The organism is Pseudomonas sp. DNDY-54 (assembly GCF_019880365.1).
Classification (GTDB): Bacteria; Pseudomonadota; Gammaproteobacteria; order Pseudomonadales; family Pseudomonadaceae; genus Stutzerimonas; species Stutzerimonas stutzeri_P.
The window spans coordinates 3,150,297-3,169,533 of record NZ_CP082271.1 but is presented as its reverse complement, the minus strand read 5'-3'; the positions used below and the strand labels follow the sequence as shown (position 1 = coordinate 3,169,533).

General features: G+C 57.6%; 23 protein-coding genes and 1 tRNA gene. 20 read left to right on the top strand and 4 right to left on the bottom strand.

From position 1 onward, the window contains the following. Positions 1-12: 12 nt before the first annotated feature. The 3 genes from K4O48_RS14645 to K4O48_RS14635 form a co-directional block, all read right to left on the bottom strand. Positions 13-510, bottom strand: coding sequence for an RDD family protein (locus K4O48_RS14645; protein WP_222909122.1), 498 nt, complete (start codon positions 508-510; stop codon positions 13-15). Between the two features lie 95 nt (positions 511-605). Continuing rightward, on the bottom strand, positions 606-818 hold the full coding sequence (locus tag K4O48_RS14640; RefSeq protein WP_003284681.1) for a cold-shock protein: 213 nt from the start codon (positions 816-818) through the stop codon (positions 606-608). Between the two features lie 435 nt (positions 819-1,253). Then, a tRNA-Leu gene (locus K4O48_RS14635) sits at positions 1,254-1,340 on the bottom strand. A gap of 115 nt (positions 1,341-1,455) precedes the next feature. Between K4O48_RS14635 and queA the strand changes: the two genes are divergently transcribed. The 6 genes from queA to K4O48_RS14605 all read left to right on the top strand — a co-directional run bounded on the left by queA (position 1,456) and on the right by K4O48_RS14605 (position 7,475). Further along, on the top strand, positions 1,456-2,505 hold the full coding sequence (gene queA / locus K4O48_RS14630; RefSeq protein ID WP_222909121.1) for a tRNA preQ1(34) S-adenosylmethionine ribosyltransferase-isomerase QueA: 1,050 nt from the start codon (positions 1,456-1,458) through the stop codon (positions 2,503-2,505). Positions 2,506-2,519: 14 nt separating this feature from the next. Beyond that, positions 2,520-3,635, top strand: a complete 1,116-nt coding sequence (gene tgt / locus K4O48_RS14625) for a tRNA guanosine(34) transglycosylase Tgt (RefSeq protein ID WP_222912110.1) — start codon at positions 2,520-2,522, stop codon at positions 3,633-3,635. Positions 3,636-3,676: 41 nt separating this feature from the next. Then, on the top strand, positions 3,677-4,006 hold the full coding sequence (gene yajC / locus K4O48_RS14620) for a preprotein translocase subunit YajC (RefSeq protein WP_222909120.1): 330 nt from the start codon (positions 3,677-3,679) through the stop codon (positions 4,004-4,006). 67 nt (positions 4,007-4,073) lie between these two features. After that, positions 4,074-5,942 carry a protein translocase subunit SecD gene (gene secD / locus K4O48_RS14615; RefSeq protein ID WP_222909119.1) on the top strand — a complete coding sequence of 623 codons (1,869 nt, stop codon included), beginning with the start codon at positions 4,074-4,076 and terminating at the stop codon, positions 5,940-5,942. 12 nt (positions 5,943-5,954) lie between these two features. Further along, complete coding sequence (secF, locus tag K4O48_RS14610; protein ID WP_222909118.1) at positions 5,955-6,863, top strand: protein translocase subunit SecF; 909 nt, start codon at positions 5,955-5,957, stop codon at positions 6,861-6,863. 78 nt (positions 6,864-6,941) lie between these two features. Beyond that, positions 6,942-7,475: a glycine zipper 2TM domain-containing protein gene (locus tag K4O48_RS14605; RefSeq protein WP_222909117.1), complete on the top strand. Its 534-nt coding sequence runs from the start codon at positions 6,942-6,944 to the stop codon at positions 7,473-7,475. A gap of 49 nt (positions 7,476-7,524) precedes the next feature. Here K4O48_RS14605 and suhB read toward each other — a convergent pair whose 3' ends face one another. Next, positions 7,525-8,340, bottom strand: coding sequence for an inositol-phosphate phosphatase (gene suhB / locus K4O48_RS14600; RefSeq protein WP_222909116.1), 816 nt, complete (start codon positions 8,338-8,340; stop codon positions 7,525-7,527). A gap of 151 nt (positions 8,341-8,491) precedes the next feature. Here suhB and trmJ point away from each other — a divergent pair, with 151 nt between their 5' ends. The 14 genes from trmJ (at position 8,492) to K4O48_RS14530 (ending at position 19,235) form a co-directional block, all read left to right on the top strand. Beyond that, positions 8,492-9,268 (top strand): tRNA (cytosine(32)/uridine(32)-2'-O)-methyltransferase TrmJ, encoded by a 777-nt coding sequence (trmJ, locus tag K4O48_RS14595; protein ID WP_222909115.1) that lies wholly within the window; start codon positions 8,492-8,494, stop codon positions 9,266-9,268. After that, positions 9,268-10,044, top strand: coding sequence for a serine O-acetyltransferase (cysE, locus tag K4O48_RS14590; protein ID WP_222909114.1), 777 nt, complete (start codon positions 9,268-9,270; stop codon positions 10,042-10,044). Before trmJ ends, cysE begins: the two co-directional genes overlap by 1 nt. Positions 10,045-10,222: 178 nt before the next feature. After that, positions 10,223-10,714, top strand: coding sequence for a Fe-S cluster assembly transcriptional regulator IscR (gene iscR / locus K4O48_RS14585; RefSeq protein WP_222909113.1), 492 nt, complete (start codon positions 10,223-10,225; stop codon positions 10,712-10,714). Positions 10,715-10,744: 30 nt separating this feature from the next. Beyond that, positions 10,745-11,959, top strand: coding sequence for an IscS subfamily cysteine desulfurase (locus K4O48_RS14580; RefSeq protein ID WP_222909112.1), 1,215 nt, complete (start codon positions 10,745-10,747; stop codon positions 11,957-11,959). 42 nt (positions 11,960-12,001) lie between these two features. Continuing rightward, the gene (iscU, locus tag K4O48_RS14575) at positions 12,002-12,394 is read left to right on the top strand and encodes a Fe-S cluster assembly scaffold IscU (protein WP_222909111.1); all 393 of its coding nucleotides are present in this window, start codon (positions 12,002-12,004) and stop codon (positions 12,392-12,394) included. Positions 12,395-12,404: 10 nt separating this feature from the next. Further along, on the top strand, positions 12,405-12,728 hold the full coding sequence (gene iscA, locus K4O48_RS14570) for an iron-sulfur cluster assembly protein IscA (protein ID WP_222909110.1): 324 nt from the start codon (positions 12,405-12,407) through the stop codon (positions 12,726-12,728). Between the two features lie 7 nt (positions 12,729-12,735). Further along, entirely contained in the window at positions 12,736-13,257 is a 522-nt protein-coding gene (gene hscB, locus K4O48_RS14565; RefSeq protein WP_222909109.1) for a co-chaperone HscB, read from the top strand. Between the two features lie 41 nt (positions 13,258-13,298). Further along, positions 13,299-15,161: a Fe-S protein assembly chaperone HscA gene (gene hscA / locus K4O48_RS14560; protein WP_222909108.1), complete on the top strand. Its 1,863-nt coding sequence runs from the start codon at positions 13,299-13,301 to the stop codon at positions 15,159-15,161. Between the two features lie 5 nt (positions 15,162-15,166). Beyond that, positions 15,167-15,505 carry an ISC system 2Fe-2S type ferredoxin gene (gene fdx / locus K4O48_RS14555; protein WP_168425381.1) on the top strand — a complete coding sequence of 113 codons (339 nt, stop codon included), beginning with the start codon at positions 15,167-15,169 and terminating at the stop codon, positions 15,503-15,505. Between the two features lie 14 nt (positions 15,506-15,519). Beyond that, positions 15,520-15,717: a Fe-S cluster assembly protein IscX gene (iscX, locus tag K4O48_RS14550; protein WP_222909107.1), complete on the top strand. Its 198-nt coding sequence runs from the start codon at positions 15,520-15,522 to the stop codon at positions 15,715-15,717. A gap of 158 nt (positions 15,718-15,875) precedes the next feature. Then, entirely contained in the window at positions 15,876-16,307 is a 432-nt protein-coding gene (gene ndk / locus K4O48_RS14545; protein WP_021209485.1) for a nucleoside-diphosphate kinase, read from the top strand. Positions 16,308-16,327: 20 nt separating this feature from the next. Continuing rightward, positions 16,328-17,476 carry a 23S rRNA (adenine(2503)-C(2))-methyltransferase RlmN gene (rlmN, locus tag K4O48_RS14540; protein WP_222909106.1) on the top strand — a complete coding sequence of 383 codons (1,149 nt, stop codon included), beginning with the start codon at positions 16,328-16,330 and terminating at the stop codon, positions 17,474-17,476. A gap of 14 nt (positions 17,477-17,490) precedes the next feature. Then, entirely contained in the window at positions 17,491-18,249 is a 759-nt protein-coding gene (gene pilW, locus K4O48_RS14535; RefSeq protein WP_222909105.1) for a type IV pilus biogenesis/stability protein PilW, read from the top strand. Then, a complete protein-coding gene (locus tag K4O48_RS14530) occupies positions 18,246-19,235 on the top strand; it encodes a helix-turn-helix domain-containing protein (protein WP_222909104.1) in 990 nt (329 codons plus the stop codon). The genes pilW and K4O48_RS14530 overlap by 4 nt, the downstream gene beginning before the upstream one ends. Positions 19,236-19,237 lie beyond the last annotated feature (2 nt).

The window sequence follows — 19,237 nt, the reverse complement described above, 5'->3', positions numbered from 1 at the left end:
GTCCCTGTCTCGTCACTTCTTGTGAATATTCTTCGGTAGCTGAACGACCTGGCTCTCAGAATAGATGTCGTGCCAGGTGCGGTGCTGTTTGTCCCATAGCGCCCACCAGTAGCCCAATCCCAGGGCAAGCCAGGACATGATCGCTATCAGGAAACGCAGCAGCGCCTGCCACAGGTCAATGGCGCTGCCGTCGGCGTTCTGAATTCGGACTCCCCAGACCTGCATGCCGAGCGTCTGGCCGTTGTGCGTCCAAAACTTGGCAAAGAATGCGAATACGGAGAACAGCAGAAGGGTCGATAGAATCGGATCGATATCCAGCCCCCCTGATTCCGCTACCGTCCTTAATCCTTCGCTGCCGTAAAAGGCACGCAAGAGCACCTGCTGATACAGCAAGGTGACAACCATCATCAGGGCGATCGTCAAAAACGCGTCATAGAAAATGGCCGCGATTCGACGGACCAGACCGGCCGCGGGAAACTGGCCCTGCGGAGTGAGCAGATGGTTACGCATGTGAAGTCTCGCTGGAAAGGCAGTCGCGCATTCTACGGAATCGCGCGCATAAAAAAGCCCCTGATGTTGCCATCAGGGGCTTTGCGGAGCGGGGCTTATTCCTGGATTTGAACCTGGTCAGCCTGCATGCCCTTTTGACCTTGCACAGCAACGAAGCTGACTTTCTGGCCTTCTTTCAGACTCTTGAAGCCGTTGCCTTCGATTGCGCGGAAGTGTACGAACAGATCCGGACCGCTCTCGGGAGTGATGAAACCAAAACCTTTCTCGTCGTTAAACCACTTGACGGTACCGTTCTGACGATTCGACATAGCTTTGTATCCTTGAAACTCAATAGTAGAAACGCCTCTGCACAAAGCAGCAGGCGGAGACTGGTTGCAAGGAGTAAAGAGTCGAACGGGATGTAGCGGATCTTGAGATCTACTGCACCAGGTCACGATTCAACGGCGACCCATGCAAACACAGTGGGCACACTCTACGATAACTCGCCGGGCGATGCCAAGCCCTCGGAGTTACGGAGTTTGCCCACTGCAAGCCGCGCTTTCCAGCGCATCTATCATTTCAAGTTTACTTTGCCAGCCGCCTCACTCAGGAAGAGGGCTCCGGCTGTCTTGTCGCGTTACAGCGTGATTAGACTGCTGGGTCTATTCGATGCCTGATGCATCGGCTGTCGCAGGAGAGAAGCCGCGATTGTCATGCGGTTCCCCTATCTCCAAAGACAATCGGCTGTCTTTGGTCACTGATTATGGTGCCTCGAGAGAGACTCGAACTCTCACGTTGTTACCAACGGCGGATTTTGAATCCGCTGCGTCTACCGATTCCGCCATCGAGGCACAGTGGCGGCGCAGTATAGGGATGCGATGCGAAGCGGTCAATCGTCTAGCGTGGTCAGAGTGATGTGTTTCCGCTAAGCTTTGCGCCCCCGAAGCCCCGCGCTGATCATTTTTCATGCAAGTCTCCGATTTCTCCTTCCAGCTACCCGATTCGCTGATTGCGCGACATCCGCTGGCCGAGCGCCGTGCAAGCCGATTATTGGTGCTCGATGGCCCGACTGGTCATCTGGAGCACCGCGGTTTCGCCGAGCTGCTCGATTATCTGCGCCCCGGCGATCTCATGGTATTCAACAATACGCGGGTTATTCCGGCGCGCCTGTTCGGTCAGAAGGACACAGGAGGCAAACTTGAGGTGCTCATTGAGCGCGTGCTAGACGGTCGTCGTGTGCTGGCTCACATACGCGCTAGCAAGTCACCCAAGCCAGGCACGCGTATTCTTATTGATGGGGGCGGCGATGCGTTAATGCTGGCGCGCCATGACGCACTGTTCGAGCTCGAATTCAGCGAGGACGTCCTGCCACTGCTCGACCGCGTCGGGCATATGCCTCTGCCTCCTTATATAGATCGGCCCGACGAGGATGCTGATCGCGAACGCTACCAGACGGTTTACGCGCAACGGGCGGGCGCGGTCGCGGCGCCAACCGCTGGTTTGCATTTCGATGCTGAATTGCTGGCATCACTGCGGGATAAAGGTGTGGAAAGTGCCTTCGTCACCTTGCACGTCGGTGCTGGGACGTTCCAGCCGGTGCGCGTCGAACGCATCGAAGAACACCATATGCATCGTGAGTGGCTCGAAGTTTCCCAGGGCGTCGTCGACGCGGTCGCGGCGTGCCGGGCTCGTGGTGGCCGAGTGGTTGCGGTCGGCACGACCAGCGTTCGTTCATTGGAAAGTGCGGCGCGTGATGGCGTGCTAAAGGCATTCAGCGGTGACACCGACATCTTTCTTTACCCAGGCAAGTCCTTTCACGTTGTGGATGCGCTCGTCACCAATTTCCACCTGCCCGAGTCGACGCTGCTAATGCTTGTCTCGGCGTTTGCCGGTTACCCCGAGACAATGGCGGCCTATGCCGAAGCTGTCGCCAAGGGCTATCGCTTTTTCAGCTACGGTGATGCGATGTTCATCACACGCAATCCGGCCCCGCGAGGCCCCGAGGATTCCCAATGAGTCGTACCTGCCATATGTCCTTCGAGCTGCTCGCTACCGAAGGCAAGGCCCGTCGTGGCCGTTTGACCTTTCCTCGCGGCACGGTGGAAACGCCGGCGTTCATGCCGGTGGGCACGTACGGCACAGTGAAAGGGATGTTGCCGCGCGATATCGAAGCAATCGGTGCGCAGATCATCCTCGGAAACACCTTTCATCTCTGGCTGCGGCCGGGCACCGAAGTTATCAAGGCGCATGGCGATCTGCATGATTTCATGCAGTGGCAGGGGCCGATCCTGACCGACTCTGGCGGCTTTCAGGTGTTCAGCCTGGGCGCGATGCGCAAGATCAAGGAAGAGGGCGTCTATTTCGCTTCGCCAGTCGACGGTGCGAAGGTGTTCATGGGGCCTGAAGAGTCGATGCAGGTTCAGCGCGATCTGGGCTCGGACATCGTTATGATTTTCGATGAGTGCACACCGTATCCAGCTGACGAAGAGGTCGCGCGGCGTTCGATGGAGCTGTCGCTGCGCTGGGCGCGCCGTTCCAAGGATGCCCATGGTGACAATCCTGCTGCGCTGTTTGGCATTGTTCAGGGTGGCATGCACGAGTCGCTGCGCATGCGCTCGCTGGAAGGATTGTGCGAAATCGGCTTCGATGGTCTGGCGATCGGCGGCCTCTCGGTCGGCGAGCCGAAGGAGGAAATGCTTCGCGTGCTTGATTTCCTCCCGCCGCAGATGCCGACCGATAAGCCGCGTTATCTGATGGGGGTAGGCAAGCCGGAAGACCTGGTCGAGGGCGTGCGCCGGGGTGTCGATATGTTCGACTGCGTCATGCCCACGCGCAACGCGCGCAACGGCCATCTGTTTACCGACACTGGTGTCGTCAAGATCCGCAATGCCGTGCACCGCTATGATGACTCTCCGCTGGATGCCGATTGCGATTGTTACACCTGCAAACACTTCTCCCGAAGCTATCTGCACCATTTAGACAAATGTGGCGAAATGCTTGGCAGCATGTTGAATACAATCCATAACTTGCGTCACTACCAGCGCCTGATGGCTGGTTTACGCGATGCTATTCAACAGGGTACATTGGCGGCCTTTGTCGACGCCTTCTATGCCAAGCGCGGCTTGCCAACCCCGCCGCTTGCGTGACGAATCCATAACTAAACTGATCTCTGCAACAGGAGTGCTACATGAGCTTTCTGATTCCCGCCGCCTACGCTCAAGAGGCTGCCGCTGGTCCCGCTGGGAGTGGCTTCGAATGGCTGTTCCTGGTCGGTTTTTTGGTCATTTTCTACCTGATGATCTGGCGTCCACAGGCCAAGCGCGCTAAAGAGCACAAGAACCTGATCGGTGGCCTGCAGAAGGGCGATGAGGTGGTTACCTCCGGTGGCATCGCAGGTAAGGTCACCAAGGTCACCGATGACTTCGTCGTCATCGAGGTTTCCGACTCTGTGGAGCTGAAGTTCCAGAAAGTGGCGATTGCTGCAACGCTGCCTAAAGGCACGCTGAAAGCCATCTGAGCTGACTTCTACTCAATACAAACGACGGGGCGCGCAAGGCGCCCCGCGTCATTAGACGGGCTGCGTCATGCTCAATAGATTCCCCCTCTGGAAATACCTGCTGATACTCGTAGTGCTAGGCATTGCCTTCATTTATTCAGCGCCCAACCTTTATCCGGATGATCCGGCTGTTCAGATCACGGGCGCGGCCACTTCGCTCAACGTGACTGATGCCGATCTCGACCGCGCCAGCAAGGCGCTTGTTGAAGCCGGTATCGATGTCAAGGCGACGAGCCTCGACGAGCAGGGTCGTGGCGGTCTGTTGCGGCTGACCGATCAGGACGACCAGCTACCAGCCAAAGATGTAGTGCGTCGAGCGCTGGGTGATGCCTACGTGGTTGCGCTCAACCTTGCGCCCACTACGCCCGATTGGTTGCGTGACCTCGGTGCGAGTCCGATGAAGCTGGGTCTGGACTTGTCAGGTGGTGTGCACTTTCTTCTAGAAGTCGACATGGACAAGGCGATCGAGACGCGCCTCAACGTCTACGAAGGCGAGATCAAGAGCCTGCTGCGCAAGGAGCGTGTTCGCTACCGCAGCCTTCCGCAGGCGGAGAATGCTGTACAGCTCGGCTTCGCCGACGAAGCCACGCTTTCCAATGCTCAGTCATTGATTCGCAAGAACTTCAACGATTTCGAATTGACCTCCAGCGAGCGAAACGGCCAGCAAGTGCTGCGCCTGATAATTACCGAGGCCAAGCTGGCCGAGATCCGGGAATACTCGATCAAGCAGAACCTGACCACGGTCCGCAACCGGGTCAACGAGTTGGGGGTGTCCGAGCCGCTGGTCCAACGTCAGGGTGCCAATCGAATCGTCGTCGAACTGCCAGGCGTGCAGGATACTGCCGAAGCCAAGCGTATCCTTGGCAAGACGGCGAACCTCGAGTTCCGTCTGGCGGCCGAAGCCGATGCGCCGCGCGCGACGACCGAGACGTTCGAGTTTCGTGAGGAGGGCCGTCCGCCTGTACAGCTCGAGCGCAGCCTGATCATCACCGGTGACCAGGTTACCGACGCCCAGGCCAGCTATGACGAGAATGGCCGGCCGCAGGTGAACATACGTCTCGATGGTCACGGCGGTGACCTGATGAATCGGGCCACCCGTAACAACGTCGGGCGCAGCATGGCGGTCATCTTCATTGAGCAGCGTCCGACGACTCGTTACGTCAAGCAAATGGTCGAAGGCGTCGAGCAGGAAGTGCGCGTCGAGACCTTCCAGGAAGAGAAAAAGATCATCAGCCTAGCGACGATTCAGTCCCCGCTAGGTAGTCAGTTCCGCATTACCGGGCTGGACGGACAAGGCGAGTCGTCCGAGCTGGCGCTGCTGCTCCGTGCGGGTGGCCTTGCTGCGCCGATGTACTTCGCCGAAGAACGCACCATCGGCCCGAGCCTTGGGGCGGAAAATATCCAGCTCGGTATCGAGGCGGCGATGTGGGGCTTCCTCTTTGTCGCAGTGTTCATGGTCTTGATCTATAAGTTCTTCGGGATACTGGCGACGGTTGCATTGCTGTTCAACATGGTTGTGCTCACCGCATTGATGTCGATGTTGGGCGCGACGCTGACGCTGCCAGGTATCGCTGGAATCGTGTTGACGATGGGCATGGCGGTAGACGCCAACGTGTTGATCTTCTCGCGCATCCGTGAAGAAATTGCCAACGGTATGTCAGTCCAGCGTGCCATTCACGAGGGTTTTGATCGCGCGTTTTCGGCAATTGTCGACGGAAACCTGACGACGCTACTTGTTGGCGGAATCCTGTTTGCTATGGGTACCGGGCCGATTAAAGGGTTCGCTGTGACGTTGTCGCTTGGAATCCTGACCTCCATGTTCACCGCTATCATCGTGACCCGCGCCATGGTCAACCTGATCTACGGTGGCCGCGATCTCAAGAAGTTGTGGATTTAAGGGGCTAGCGCGATGAAACGTGTAATAAATTTCATGGGCGTGCGCCATCTGGCGTTTGCCCTGACGGTACTGCTTACGATTGCCTCGCTCGCGAGTCTGGCGGTGAAAGGGCTGAATTTTGGCCTGGACTTCACTGGCGGCACACTCATCGAGCTGTCGTATGAGCAGCCGGTGGCGCTGGACCAGGTACGGAGCCAGCTCGCCAGCTCTGGATATGGCGATGCCGTGGTCCAAAGTTTTGGCGCAACCACAGACGTGCTAGTGAGAATGCCAGGCGACGACCCGATGCTGGGCGAGCGTATTGCCGACGCGCTTCGCGATGGTGAAAACGCTGGAGTAGTCACGGTTAAGCGCGTCGAATTCGTCGGTCCGGCAGTGGGCGAGGAGTTGCGCGATCAGGGTGGCCTCGGCATGTTGTTGGCGCTGGGTGGGATCCTGGTTTACGTGGCTTTTCGGTTCCAGTGGAAGTTCGGGCTCGGGGCGGTGTTGTCGCTGTTCCATGATGTGATCCTGGTGCTGGGCGTGTTCTCGTTTTTCCAGATCTCCTTCGATTTGACGGTGTTGGCCGCGGTGCTTGCGGTGATTGGTTACTCGCTGAATGACACCATCGTTATCTTCGATCGGATTCGCGAGAACTTCAGAATGCTTCGCAAGGCGGAGCTGATGGAGAACATCAATATTTCCACCACACAAACGCTGCTGCGTACGCTAGCGACGTCTGTATCGACGCTCTTGGCGGTAGGGGCGCTGATGTTCTTCGGAGGGGAAAACCTGTGGGGCTTTTCCTTGGCGTTGCTGATCGGTGTGGGTGCCGGCACCTATTCGTCGGTATACGTCGCGGGAATGTTGCTGGTATGGCTGAATCTCACGCGGGATGACCTCATTCCGCCCGTGGTTGAGGAGGTGGACGAGCGCCCCTGATTAATCATTGAACTTCTGCTGAATAGAGCGGCCTAACGCGCCGCCGCGGGCTCCGCCCGTCAGAAGAAGGAAGTATCAATGAATAAGTCGATGCTGGTGGGTAGTGTTCTGGGTGCTGCAATCGTCACCGCTGGCGGTGCATTCGCCACCTACACGCTGGTTGATCGGGGACCCGAGTTCGCGCGGGTGTTAGCGGTGGAGCCGGTCAAGGAAACCATCAATACTCCTCGTGAGGTGTGCCGAGAGGTGACCGTTACTCGGCAAAAGCCAGTCCAGGACGCTAATCGAATTGCGGGTACGGCAGTCGGTGCGGTTGTTGGTGGCTTGCTCGGCAACCAGGTCGGCGGCGGTAACGGCAAGAAGATCGCAACCGTGGTTGGTGCGGTCGGTGGCGGATATGCGGGTAATCAGGTGCAGGGTCGTATGCAGGCGAACGATACCTACACAGCCACCGAGACCCGGTGCAATACGGTCACTGACAGCCAGGACAAGATCGTAGGCTATGACGTCAAATATGATTTGGATGGCAAGGTCGGTCAGGTGCGAATGGATCGTGATCCTGGCAAGGAGATCCCGTTTCGCGATGGCGAGCTGGTGCTTACGCAGCAGTAAGCCGGAGCATAAAAAAACGCCCGATGGGGCGTTTTTTTATGGCTGTCATCTAGCGTTTCAAGGACGGTGTCAGGTGCGGTTGGATCGCAGTCAGGACCGCTTTGAAGCATTTCGTATTGCCGGCAACGATCTGCCCCTTTTGTAGAAAGTCGTGGCTGCCACTGAAGTCGCTGACCAGACCGCCTGCTTCCTGGATCAGTAGCGCGCCAGCGGCCATGTCCCATTCCGAAAGGCCGAACTCCCAAAAGGCGTCATAACGACCGGCCGCCACATAGGCCAGGTCCAGGCTGGCCGCACCGGCGCGGCGAAGGCCTGCTGTTTGCCCGACAAGGCTGCGAAACATGTTCAGGTAACTGTCCATGTTGTCCATCTGTCCGTCGCGGAACGGGAAGCCGGTGCCGAGTAGGGCGCCTTCCAGGCTCTTACGTGCGCTAACCCGCAGGCGTCGCCCGTTCAGCGCTGCGCCGCGGCCGCGGCTGGCGGTGAATTCTTCTTGGCGAACGGGATCGAGAACAACCGCATGCTCGAGGCGGCCACGGTATTTGCAGGCGACGCTCACCGCGTAATGCGGGACGCCGCGCAGGAAGTTAGTGGTCCCATCCAGCGGGTCGATTACCCAAAGGTAGTCCTTGCCTTCGCCGCTACCCTCTAAAAGGCCGCCTTCCTCGCCTAGAATGGAATGGTTTGGATAAGCCTTGCGCAGCGCCGTAACGATAAGTTGTTCGGCGGTGCGATCGATCTCAGAGACGTAATCGCGCGCATCCTTTTCGCTAACCGAGATCACGTCCAGGCGCTCGGTGGAACGAACAATCATTTCGCCAGCGCTACGGGCGGCGCGCAGCGCGATATTCAGCATGGGCTGCATCGATCAAATACCTGGTCGTTTAAAGAAAGCCGGCAATTCTATCAGAAAGCTTGTAAAGGTGTTACGCAGTTGGTACGCATCCGGGGAGCAATGGCGAAGGTCCAAGCCGTTCCTGTAAGCTTTCATTTTGCCTTGCTGATCGAGAACTACAGTGTCGCTTCAGAACATTCGGGTAGTGCTGGTTAACACCAGTCACGCTGGCAATATCGGCGGTGCAGCCAGGGCCATGAAGAACATGGGGTTGTCCCGGCTCGTCCTGGTTGACCCTGAGGATTTTCCGAGTCCGAACGCCGTGGCTCGTGCATCGGGTGCAACGGACATTCTCGATACGGCGCATGTCGTAGCAACACTCGAGGAAGCACTGGTCGGCTGCAGCCTCGTATTGGGCACCAGCGCGCGCGATAGGCGTATCCCATGGCCGATGCTGGATCCGCGCGAGACCGGTTCGACTTGCCTGGAGCATGTCGAGCGAGGGGAGGAAGTGGCTTTGGTGTTCGGGCGTGAATATGCCGGGCTGACCAATGAAGAGCTTCAGCGCTGCCAATATCATGTGCATATCCCGTCCGATCCCGAGTTCAGTTCGTTGAACTTGGCAGCTGCCGTACAAGTGCTGGCCTATGAGGTGCGCATGGCTTGGCTCGCCGCGCGCAACCAGCCGAGCAAAATCGAAAAACTGGAAACCACTTCAATGCTCAACGCCCAGCCTGTAACGGCTGACGAGCTTGAGCATTACTACGGACATTTGGAGCGGACGCTGGTCGACATCGGATTTCTAGATCCGCAAAAGCCTCGACACTTGATGCCTCGTCTGCGCAGGCTTTACGGCCGCAGCGGCATAAGCAAGCTGGAAATGAACATCCTGCGCGGCATCCTTACCGAAACTCAGAAGGCCGTCCGCGGCGAACCTCACAAGCGGAGATCTGATTGATGTTCGAACGCATGCGCGAAGATATCCAGAGCGTCTTTCATCGCGATCCGGCAGCGCGTAACGCGTTTGAGGTCATCACCTGTTATCCGGGGCTGCACGCTGTTTGGTTTCATCGGGTTTCCCACTGGCTATGGCAAAACGACTGCAAGTGGCTCGCACGTATGAATTCAAATCTGGCGCGCTGGCTGACGGGTATTGAGATCCATCCTGGGGCTCAGATCGGGCGGCGGTTCTTCATCGACCACGGAATGGGCATCGTCATCGGCGAGACCGCGCAGATTGGTGATGATGTGACGATTTACCATGGTGTCACGCTAGGTGGTACCAGCTGGAACAAGGGCAAGCGTCACCCTACGCTGGAGGACGGCGTGATCGTCGGCGCCGGGGCGAAGATTCTAGGCCCGTTTACGGTCGGTGCGGGCGCTAAGGTAGGGTCGAACGCTGTGGTGACGCGCGCGGTGCCCGCCGGCGCGACCGCAGTGGGTATTCCGGGACGTGTGATCGCGAAGTCTGATGACGCACAGGAAGCCAAGCGTAAGGCGATCGCCGAGAAGATCGGTTTCGACGCCTATGGTGTGACCGAAGATATGCCTGATCCAGTGGCGCGAGCCATCGGCCAGCTGCTCGATCACGTCCAGGCAGTCGAAGAGCGCATGGAAGGCATGTGTCAGGCATTGACTGCGCTTGGCAGCGATTATTGCGCGAAGCAGATGCCTGAGCTTCGCGAAGAAGATTTTGCCGAGGTCAAGGATGCTGGAGAGGAGTCTCGTACCTGAAGTGCGACCGGCAGGGGGTGCTGCTATCATGGCTGCCCGTTGATGAGTGCCCCTGCCGACTCGGTGTGCTCCTTGTGCTCATGCGGCTAAAGCCTGAGTAGTTTGATCAGGCTTATAGTTGATCTAAATAGTCGGGTATTGCATACTTGCGTCAAACCATGATGCTTGGTGCAAACCGATGCGATTGACTACCAAAGGCCGTTACGCCGTCACTGCGATGCTCGACCTTGCGCTGCATGCGCAACATGGGCCGGTGTCCCTTGCAGACATTTCTGAGCGACAAGGCATCTCGCTTTCCTACCTTGAACAGCTGTTCGCCAAGTTGCGCCGTGGCAGCTTGGTGACGAGTGTTCGTGGGCCGGGTGGCGGTTATCAGTTGTCCCGCGAGATGGCTGGTATTCAGGTTGCGCAAGTCATTGATGCGGTCAACGAGTCGGTCGATGCCACACGCTGCCAAGGGCTGGGTGATTGTCATTCGGGCGATACCTGTTTGACCCACCATTTGTGGTGTGACTTGAGTCAGCAGATCCACGAGTTTTTAAGCGGTATCAGTCTGGCGGATCTCGTGATGCGTCGTGAGGTTCAGGAGGTGGCGCTGCGTCAGGATATGCGCCGCGGCCATGGCCAGACTCCGCGACTGGATAAGATTGAAGCGTCCGCCGTCGAGTGAGCAGGACGACAGCCTGATAGGAGATACCTGATGAAGTTGCCGATTTACCTGGACTACTCCGCTACAACACCAGTCGATCCTCGCGTTGCCGAGAAGATGATTGAGTGCCTGACTGCCGAGGGCAACTTCGGTAATCCGGCGTCGCGCTCACACGCCTTTGGCTGGAAAGCTGAAGAGGCGGTTGAAAATGCCCGTCGTCAAGTTGCCGAACTCGTCAATGCAGACCCACGTGAAATCGTCTGGACTTCCGGCGCGACCGAGTCTGACAACCTTGCGATCAAGGGCGTCGCACATTTCTATGCCTCTAAAGGCAAGCACATTGTGACCAGCAAAATCGAGCACAAAGCCGTGCTAGATACGACCCGGCAGCTCGAACGAGAAGGTTTCGAAGTGACCTATATCGAGCCTGGCGAAGACGGTGTAATTACGCCTGCGATGGTCGAAGCGGCGTTGCGTGACGACACCGTGCTGGTGTCCATCATGCATGTGAACAATGAAATCGGAACGGTTAACGATATCGCTGCCATCGGTGAGCTGACTCGTTCCCGCGGTGTGTTGTTCCATGTTGATGCGGCGCAGTCCACCGGCAAGGTGCAGATTGATCTCGACAGCATGAAGGTCGATCTGATGTCTTTTTCCGCGCACAAAACCTATGGCCCGAAAGGCGTCGGCGCGCTGTACGTTCGTCGCAAGCCCCGTGTGCGCCTGGAAGCGCAGATGCATGGCGGTGGCCACGAACGCGGCATGCGTTCCGGCACGTTGGCCGCGCATCAGTCGGTCGGCATGGGTGAAGCGTTCCGTATTGCCAAGGAAGAAATGGCCGCGGAGAACGAGCGCATCACCAAGTTACGCGACCGCTTCTTCAAGCAGGTTGAGCATCTTGAAGAGCTCTACGTCAACGGCAGCATGACTTCGCGTGTCCCTCACAACCTGAACCTGAGCTTTAACTACGTCGAGGGTGAGTCGCTGATCATGGCACTTAAAGACCTCGCGGTGTCGTCAGGTTCGGCTTGTACGTCTGCGTCGTTGGAGCCGTCCTACGTGCTTCGCGCGCTGGGTCGCAATGACGAACTTGCACACAGCTCAATCCGTTTTACATTCGGCCGTTTCACGACGGAAGAAGAAGTCGACTACGCGGCGCAGAAAGTCAGCGAGGCGGTTACAAAATTGCGTGAGCTTTCGCCCTTGTGGGACATGTTCAAGGATGGCGTCGACATCTCGCAGGTCGAGTGGGCCGCCCACTGACTTGTAGAGTTCCACATAGCCTGATTCAACGAGGATTGCACCATGGCATATAGTGAAAAGGTCATTGACCATTACGAAAATCCCCGCAACGTCGGCAAATTCGACGCTGAGGATCCTTCTATCGGCACCGGCATGGTCGGCGCCCCGGCTTGCGGCGATGTTATGCGTCTGCAGATCAAGGTCAACGAGCAGGGCATTATTGAAGATGCCAAGTTCAAGACATATGGCTGCGGTTCGGCCATCGCCTCTAGCTCGCTTGCCACAGAATGGATGAAGGGCAAAACGTTAGAAGAAGCAGAAACCATCAAGAACACCCAGCTGGCGGAAGAGCTGGCGTTGCCGCCAGTGAAGATTCACTGCTCAGTGTTGGCAGAAGACGCCATCAAGGCAGCGGTTCGCGATTACCGTGAGAAAAAAGGGTTGCCGCAGGCCTAAGGAGGTATCGATGGCTATTAGCATGACTACCGCTGCCGCCGATCACGTTCGCCGTTCCTTGGACGGGCGCGGCAAGGGGTTAGGGGTCCGTTTGGGCGTGCGCACCACCGGCTGTTCCGGCTTGGCCTATGTGCTTGAATTCGTCGACGAGGCGGCGGCGGAGGATTCGGTGTTTGACAGCCACGGGGTAAAAGTCATCATCGATCCCAAGAGTCTCGTGTATCTCGACGGAACGGAGCTGGACTTCGTTCGAGAGGGGCTGAACGAAGGTTTCAAGTTCAATAATCCCAACGTGCGTGGCGAATGCGGCTGCGGCGAAAGCTTCAACATCTGAGGACGCTGTGGGAAATCCCTGTCACTACGCCCTGTTCGAATTGCAGCCAGCTTTCGATATCGATATGGACATGCTCTCGTCTCGCTATCGTGAGCTGGCCCGAAAGGTTCATCCTGACCGGTTCGCTGACGCGGGCGAAACCGAACAGCGCTATGCGATTGAGCGCTCTGCAAATTTGAACGAGGCTTACCAAACCTTACGTAGTCCGTCACGTCGAGCGCGTTATTTGCTGACGTTGGAGGGGCGTGAAATGCCGCTTGAGGCCACCGTCCAGGATCCCGCGTTCCTCATGCAGCAGATGCAGTGGAGAGAAGAGCTTGAGCAGCTGCAGGACGAGGCGGACATCGCTGGCATTATCTCCTTCAAAGTTCGTCTCAAGGCTGCGCAGCAGGATCTGAATGACTCGTTCGCCAGTATCTGGCGGAAGGAGTCACAGCGTGACGACGCGGAGCGGCTGGTGCGCCGGATGCAGTTTCTCGACAAGCTGTCCCAGGAAGTGCGCCAGTTGGAAGAACGCCTCGACGATTAACCCCGCGTAGCGCAAGGCGCTGCGCCCGATATCAGACAGACATGGCCTTACTGCAGATTGCTGAACCCGGACAAAGCCCACAGCCTCACCAGCGCCGTCTGGCAGTTGGTATAGATCTGGGCACTACCAATTCACTTGTCGCTACATTGCGCAGTGGTGTCACGGCGCCAATAGCCGACACTGATGGCGAGGTTATCCTGCCGTCCGCGGTGCGTTACCACGCTGATCGCGTCGAAGTGGGGCGCGCCGCCAAACGCGCATCCGCGAGCGACCCGTTGAATACCATTCTGTCCGTTAAGCGCCTTATGGGTCGCGGTATCGGTGATGTGAAGCAGCTAGGCGGACAGCTCCCGTACCGATTCAGTGAAGGGCAATCGCAGATGCCTTTCATCGAGACCATACAAGGCGCGAAAAGCCCGGTAGAAATCTCTGCCGAGATACTTCGCGCATTACGCGAGCGTGCAGAGGCGGCCTTGGGCGGTGAGCTGGTCGGGGCGGTCATAACGGTTCCCGCCTACTTCGACGATGCACAACGCCAAGCCACCAAGGATGCGGCCCGTCTGGCCAATATCAACGTCCTGCGGCTGCTTAACGAGCCTACCGCCGCCGCCGTCGCCTACGGGCTGGATCGCGAAGCGGAAGGCGTCGTGGCTATTTACGACCTGGGGGGCGGAACCTTTGATATTTCGATCCTGCGTCTAAGCAAGGGCGTATTCGAGGTGCTGGCGACAGGGGGAGATACGGCGCTAGGTGGCGATGACTTCGATCATGCTATTGCAGGCTGGATCCTGGCTCAGGCCGGCGCTTCTCAGGATCTCGATCCAGGTGCTCAGCGAGAAGTGCTGAAAGTTGCTTGTGATGCCAAAGAACAACTGAGCGGCGCTGATGCGGCCCAGGTGCGTTATGCAGGTTGGAAGGGTGTGCTTACCCGAGCACTGTTCAACGAGCTGATCGATCCGATGATCGATCGCAGCCTTAGATCATGCCGGCGCGCGTTGCGCGATTCCTCGGTTGAGCTGGCGGAAGTCAACGCGGTGGTCATGGTGGGTGGTTCTACGCGCGTACCGCGGGTTCGTGAACGGGTTGGTGAGATGTTCGGTCGGGATCCTCTCACTGATATAGACCCCGATCAGGTAGTCGCGATTGGCGCGGCGATCCAGGCTGAAACGCTCGCGGGTAACAATCGTGATGGGGAAGAGCTTCTGCTGCTCGATGTCATTCCGCTGTCGCTCGGCTTGGAGACGATGGGCGGTTTAATGGAGAAGATTATTCCGCGCAATACGACCATCCCGGTTGCGCGAGCGCAGGAGTTCACTACTTATAAAGATGGCCAATCGGCCATGATGATTCACGTACTGCAAGGTGAGCGCGAGTTAATCGCTGACTGCCGTTCGTTAGCACGCTTTGAGCTGCGAGGTATTCCGCCGATGGTGGCGGGCGCGGCGAAGATCCGGGTGACGTTCCAGGTCGATGCGGACGGGCTGCTCAGCGTATCAGCTCGTGAGTTGGCATCCGGTGTCGAATCAAGCATTCAGGTCAAGCCATCTTACGGTCTCTCCGATGGCGAGATTGCGCGCATGCTTGAAGACTCTTTCCGCAAAGCCAGCGAAGACAAGGTCGCTCGGGCTCTGCGTGAGCAGCTGGTCGATGCGCAGCGATTGCTTGAGGCGGTCGAAGGTGCCTTGGCTGTAGATGGCGAGCGCTTGCTTAGCGCCGAAGAGCGCGCGGCGATCGAGTCGCAGATGCAGGCGTTACGAGGTTTGCTCGATAGCCAGGATGGTGTTGCCATTGAACGGCAAATCAAGCGATTGAGCCAAATTACCGATGCCTTTGCTGCACGCAGGCTAGATTCCACCGTCAAGGCCGCACTGGCTGGGCGGCGGCTTAACGATATCGAGGAATGACCCAGATGCCGCAGATTGTTTTCCTGCCTCATGTTGACCACTGTCCGGAAGGGGCGGTGGTTGAGGCGCAGCCCGGTGAGACGGTCCTGGATGCCGCGCTCCGTAATGGCATCGACATTGAACACGCCTGTGAGAAATCCTGTGCCTGCACGACTTGTCACGTGGTGATTCGAGAAGGCTTCGCCTCGCTGGAAGCCTCCGATGAGCTTGAGGATGACATGCTGGACAAGGCGTGGGGGCTTGAGCCTAATTCCCGTTTGTCCTGCCAGGCAGCGGTTGCGGACGTCGATCTTGTGGTCGAAATTCCCAAATACACCATCAACCAAGTCTCTGAAGGCCATTGAAGGCGGGGTGAAGCATGGCGCTTAAATGGGCCGATGTGCTGGATATCGCGATTGAGCTCGCCGAAAGCAAGCCGGACGTTGATCCGCGCTACGTGAATTTTGTCGAGCTACATCGTTGGGTCATCGAGTTACCTGACTTTTCTGACGATCCGAAGCGTGGCGGCGAGAAGGTGCTCGAAGCCATACAATCTGCCTGGATTGACGAGGTCTAGTAACGCGGTAAGCCGCGTACATCTGAAAGCGAAGCTGTATTCGGCCTTCGCTGCGCACTAAGCACGCCCGCTGCTGCTCTTATATTTTAAGTCATGACCCGCGTATAATTCGCGGGTTTACTTGTTCGCTTTAACCTATCGATTACTGGAGTTATTAAATGGCCCTGCAACGCACTTTTTCCATCATCAAGCCTGACGCTGTCGCCAAGAATGTGATCGGCGAGATCACGTCCCGTTTCGAGAAGGCTGGTCTGCGTGTTGTCGCTTCGAAGATGGTTCAGCTGTCTGAGCGTGAAGCTGGCGGTTTCTATGCCGAGCACAGCGAGCGCGGCTTCTTCAAGGACCTGGTCGCCTTCATGGTGTCCGGTCCGGTCATCGTTCAGGTGTTGGAAGGTGAAGACGCCATCGCCAAGAACCGTGAGCTGATGGGCGCTACCAACCCCAAGGAGGCTGCTCCGGGCACAATCCGTGCTGATTTTGCCGTCTCGATCGATGAAAACGCGGTGCACGGTTCTGATTCCGAAGCCTCCGCAGCTCGCGAAATTGCTTACTTCTTCTCTGCCACCGAAGTGTGTGCCCGCATTCGCTGATCTGGCGAAGGTGAATCCTGATGACTGCTATGACCAGTAAAGTAAATCTGCTGGGGCTTACTCAGCCTCAATTGGAAAGCTTCTTCGATTCAATAGGGGAGAAGCGCTTTCGTGCCGGTCAGGTCATGAAATGGATTCACCACTTTGGTGTTGATGACTTCGATGCCATGAGCAATATTGGCAAGGCCCTGCGCGAAAAGCTCAAGGCCTCTGCTGAGATCCGCGGCCCCGAAATCGTCAGCGAGGACATCTCCACCGACGGCACCCGCAAGTGGGTAGTGCGCGTGGCCTCGGGTAGCTGCGTTGAAACCGTTTATATCCCTCAGGGCGGTCGCGGTACGCTCTGTGTTTCGTCACAGGCAGGCTGCGCGCTGGATTGCAGCTTCTGCTCGACCGGCAAGCAGGGCTTCAACAGCAACCTCACTGCAGCCGAAGTGATCGGTCAGGTGTGGATTGCCAACAAGTCATTCGGCAGCATTCCTGCGAAAGTCGATCGCGCCATCACCAACGTGGTGATGATGGGTATGGGCGAGCCCTTGCTCAATTTCGATAATGTTGTGGCTGCCATGCAGATCATGATGGACGACCTGGGCTACGGTATCTCCAAGCGTAAGGTGACCCTTTCAACGTCCGGGGTCGTGCCGATGATTGATGAGCTGGCCAAGGTCATCGACGTATCGTTAGCGCTGTCGTTGCATGCTCCAAATGATGCGTTGCGCGATAAATTGGTTCCAATCAATAAGAAGTACCCGCTGGACGTGCTGTTGGCTGCGTGCCAACGCTATATTTCCAATCTGGGCGAGAAGCGCGTGTTGACGATCGAGTACACCCTGTTGCAAGGCGTGAACGATCAACCCGAACACGCGGAACAGATGGTCACACTACTCGCCAAGATTCCCTGCAAGATCAATCTCATTCCATTCAACCCCTTCCCGCATTCCGGATATGAGCGGCCGAGCAACAATGCAATCCGTCGTTTTCAGGACATCCTTCATAAAGCCGGGCACAATGTGACGGTGCGCACCACCCGTGGTGAGGACATCGATGCCGCTTGCGGTCAGCTGGTCGGGCAGGTGCTGGATCGGACTCGCCGAAGTGAGCGCTACATCGCCGTGCGCGAACTGCAATCTGAGCCAGTGACGGCGTCCGCTGCTACAAACCGTTCCTGAGGGGGATGCTGTTGATGATTTTGCGCGTTGCGCTGCTGTTTCTGTTCGCCGGCTTGATGACGGGCTGTATCTCGTCAGGATCGGGCAATCCGATGCGTACCTCGGAAGGGCGCGACGAGGCGAGAGACGCCTATATCCAGCTCGGCATCGGTTATCTGCAGCAAGGCGAGGCTTCCCGTGCGAAGTCGCCGCTTCGCAAAGCGTTAGAGCTTGACCCGAACAGCGCAGACGCACACGCGGCGCTGGCTTTGGTTTTTCAGAACGAGATGGAAAATCAGCTGGCTGACGAGCACTACCGCAAAGCGCTTTCCAGTCGCAGCGACGCGCGCATCCTGAATAATTACGGCAGTTTTCTGTTCGAGCAAAAGCGTTATCCGGAGGCCATGGAGCGCTTCGCGAAAGCAGCTGAAGACAATCTCTATTCGGGGCGGTCGCATGTCTTCCAGAACATGGGAATGACCGCGTTGCAACTTGGCCAGCGCGAGCAGGCCGAAACCTTTTTCACAAGAGCCTTGCGCCTCGATAGCCGTCAGCCGCGCGCCTTGTTGGAACTGGCGATGATGGCGTACGAAGATAAGCAGTACGTTCCGGCCAAGCGTTACTACGACGGATTCAGCAGTCTTTCCGAGCAGAACGCGCGCAGCCTGCTGTTGGGCATTCGTCTGGCAAGGATTCATCAGGACCGGGATCAGGCGGCCAGTTTGGGTTTGCAGCTCAAGCGCCTATATCCAGGTACACCTGAATATCAACAGTTTCTTTCGGAGCAACGATGATAGCGCCACATTCTGAAGCGGCTGCCCCGACGACCTTGGCTAATCCCGGCGACACGCTCCGTACTGCACGCGAGAGCAAGAACTGGTCGCTTCCTTCGGTAGCCAAGCAGCTCAATCTGTCTGAACGCTCGCTCGCTCAGATCGAGGCGGGTGATTTCAGTCAGCTGCCTGGCCATACATTTGCGCGGGGCTATGTTCGTGCTTACGCCAAGCTGCTGGGGTTGGACCAGAATCGTCTCGTTCAGCAGTTCGACCAGCACACCGGTACGGATGCGAGTGGCAGCAGTGTAAACAGCCTTGGCCACATCGATCAGCCAGTGCGGTTGTCGCGTAGCATGGTGCGCTTCTTTACGTTTATTTTGACGCTGGTGATAGGTGTCGGCGCCTTCTTGTGGTGGCAGGATCGGTCGTCCCGTAATGAGTCGGGTCCCTCAGTGACCGCCTTGGAGCGCATCGAGGTTGAGGCGGCTGACGGCACGACCGAGATTCACCTGCTGGACCGCGCCGAAGAGCCCGTCGCACCTGCTAGTGACACGACTGATTCCATGCCCTCCTCAATGGACGAAGAGGCGTTGAGCGGTGTCGACGAAAGCCTACCGTTAGACGATCAGGCCGCGGCCGAAACACCTACTGAACCGACAGCGGAGCTGGAGGAAGCGCCTGTTTCTAGCGAAGCGCCGACCTCGCCACCAGAGGTAGAGACACCTTCGACAGCGATGGCCGAATCCGAGGTTGTTGGGCCGGGTGAGGGTCGTCTGACGCTCAATTACTCAGCGGACTGCTGGACCCGCGTAACCGCTGCGGACGGTGAAGTGCTTTACAGCGGACTGGCGAAAGCCGGGAGCAGTCGCTCCCTGGTCGGCAAAACTCCATTGGATCTGCATTTGGGCTTCGCGTCCGGCGTTCAGGTCAATTTCAACGGCGAAGCCGTTAGTCTTTCTGGCAAAACGCGCGGCGAGACTGCGCGTCTCAAGCTCGGGCAGTAATC

Excerpts from the sequence above, each read along its gene's own strand:
- suhB (WP_222909116.1), bottom strand. The coding sequence starts at position 8,340 with ATGCAGCCCATGCTGAATATCGCGCTGCGCGCCGCCCGTAGCGCTGGC.
- secF (WP_222909118.1), top strand. The coding sequence starts at position 5,955 with ATGAAACGTGTAATAAATTTCATGGGCGTGCGCCATCTGGCGTTTGCC.
- cysE (WP_222909114.1), top strand. The coding sequence starts at position 9,268 with ATGTTCGAACGCATGCGCGAAGATATCCAGAGCGTCTTTCATCGCGAT.
- tgt (WP_222912110.1), top strand. The coding sequence starts at position 2,520 with ATGTCCTTCGAGCTGCTCGCTACCGAAGGCAAGGCCCGTCGTGGCCGT.
- fdx (WP_168425381.1), top strand. The coding sequence starts at position 15,167 with ATGCCGCAGATTGTTTTCCTGCCTCATGTTGACCACTGTCCGGAAGGG.
- K4O48_RS14640 (WP_003284681.1), bottom strand. The coding sequence starts at position 818 with ATGTCGAATCGTCAGAACGGTACCGTCAAGTGGTTTAACGACGAGAAA.
- iscR (WP_222909113.1), top strand. The coding sequence starts at position 10,223 with ATGCGATTGACTACCAAAGGCCGTTACGCCGTCACTGCGATGCTCGAC.
- K4O48_RS14530 (WP_222909104.1), top strand. The coding sequence starts at position 18,246 with ATGATAGCGCCACATTCTGAAGCGGCTGCCCCGACGACCTTGGCTAAT.
- K4O48_RS14580 (WP_222909112.1), top strand. The coding sequence starts at position 10,745 with ATGAAGTTGCCGATTTACCTGGACTACTCCGCTACAACACCAGTCGAT.
- secD (WP_222909119.1), top strand. The coding sequence starts at position 4,074 with ATGCTCAATAGATTCCCCCTCTGGAAATACCTGCTGATACTCGTAGTG.
- iscU (WP_222909111.1), top strand. The coding sequence starts at position 12,002 with ATGGCATATAGTGAAAAGGTCATTGACCATTACGAAAATCCCCGCAAC.
- iscA (WP_222909110.1), top strand. The coding sequence starts at position 12,405 with ATGGCTATTAGCATGACTACCGCTGCCGCCGATCACGTTCGCCGTTCC.
- K4O48_RS14605 (WP_222909117.1), top strand. The coding sequence starts at position 6,942 with ATGAATAAGTCGATGCTGGTGGGTAGTGTTCTGGGTGCTGCAATCGTC.
- hscA (WP_222909108.1), top strand. The coding sequence starts at position 13,299 with ATGGCCTTACTGCAGATTGCTGAACCCGGACAAAGCCCACAGCCTCAC.
- pilW (WP_222909105.1), top strand. The coding sequence starts at position 17,491 with ATGATTTTGCGCGTTGCGCTGCTGTTTCTGTTCGCCGGCTTGATGACG.
- rlmN (WP_222909106.1), top strand. The coding sequence starts at position 16,328 with ATGACTGCTATGACCAGTAAAGTAAATCTGCTGGGGCTTACTCAGCCT.
- yajC (WP_222909120.1), top strand. The coding sequence starts at position 3,677 with ATGAGCTTTCTGATTCCCGCCGCCTACGCTCAAGAGGCTGCCGCTGGT.
- queA (WP_222909121.1), top strand. The coding sequence starts at position 1,456 with ATGCAAGTCTCCGATTTCTCCTTCCAGCTACCCGATTCGCTGATTGCG.
- K4O48_RS14645 (WP_222909122.1), bottom strand. The coding sequence starts at position 510 with ATGCGTAACCATCTGCTCACTCCGCAGGGCCAGTTTCCCGCGGCCGGT.
- iscX (WP_222909107.1), top strand. The coding sequence starts at position 15,520 with ATGGCGCTTAAATGGGCCGATGTGCTGGATATCGCGATTGAGCTCGCC.
- ndk (WP_021209485.1), top strand. The coding sequence starts at position 15,876 with ATGGCCCTGCAACGCACTTTTTCCATCATCAAGCCTGACGCTGTCGCC.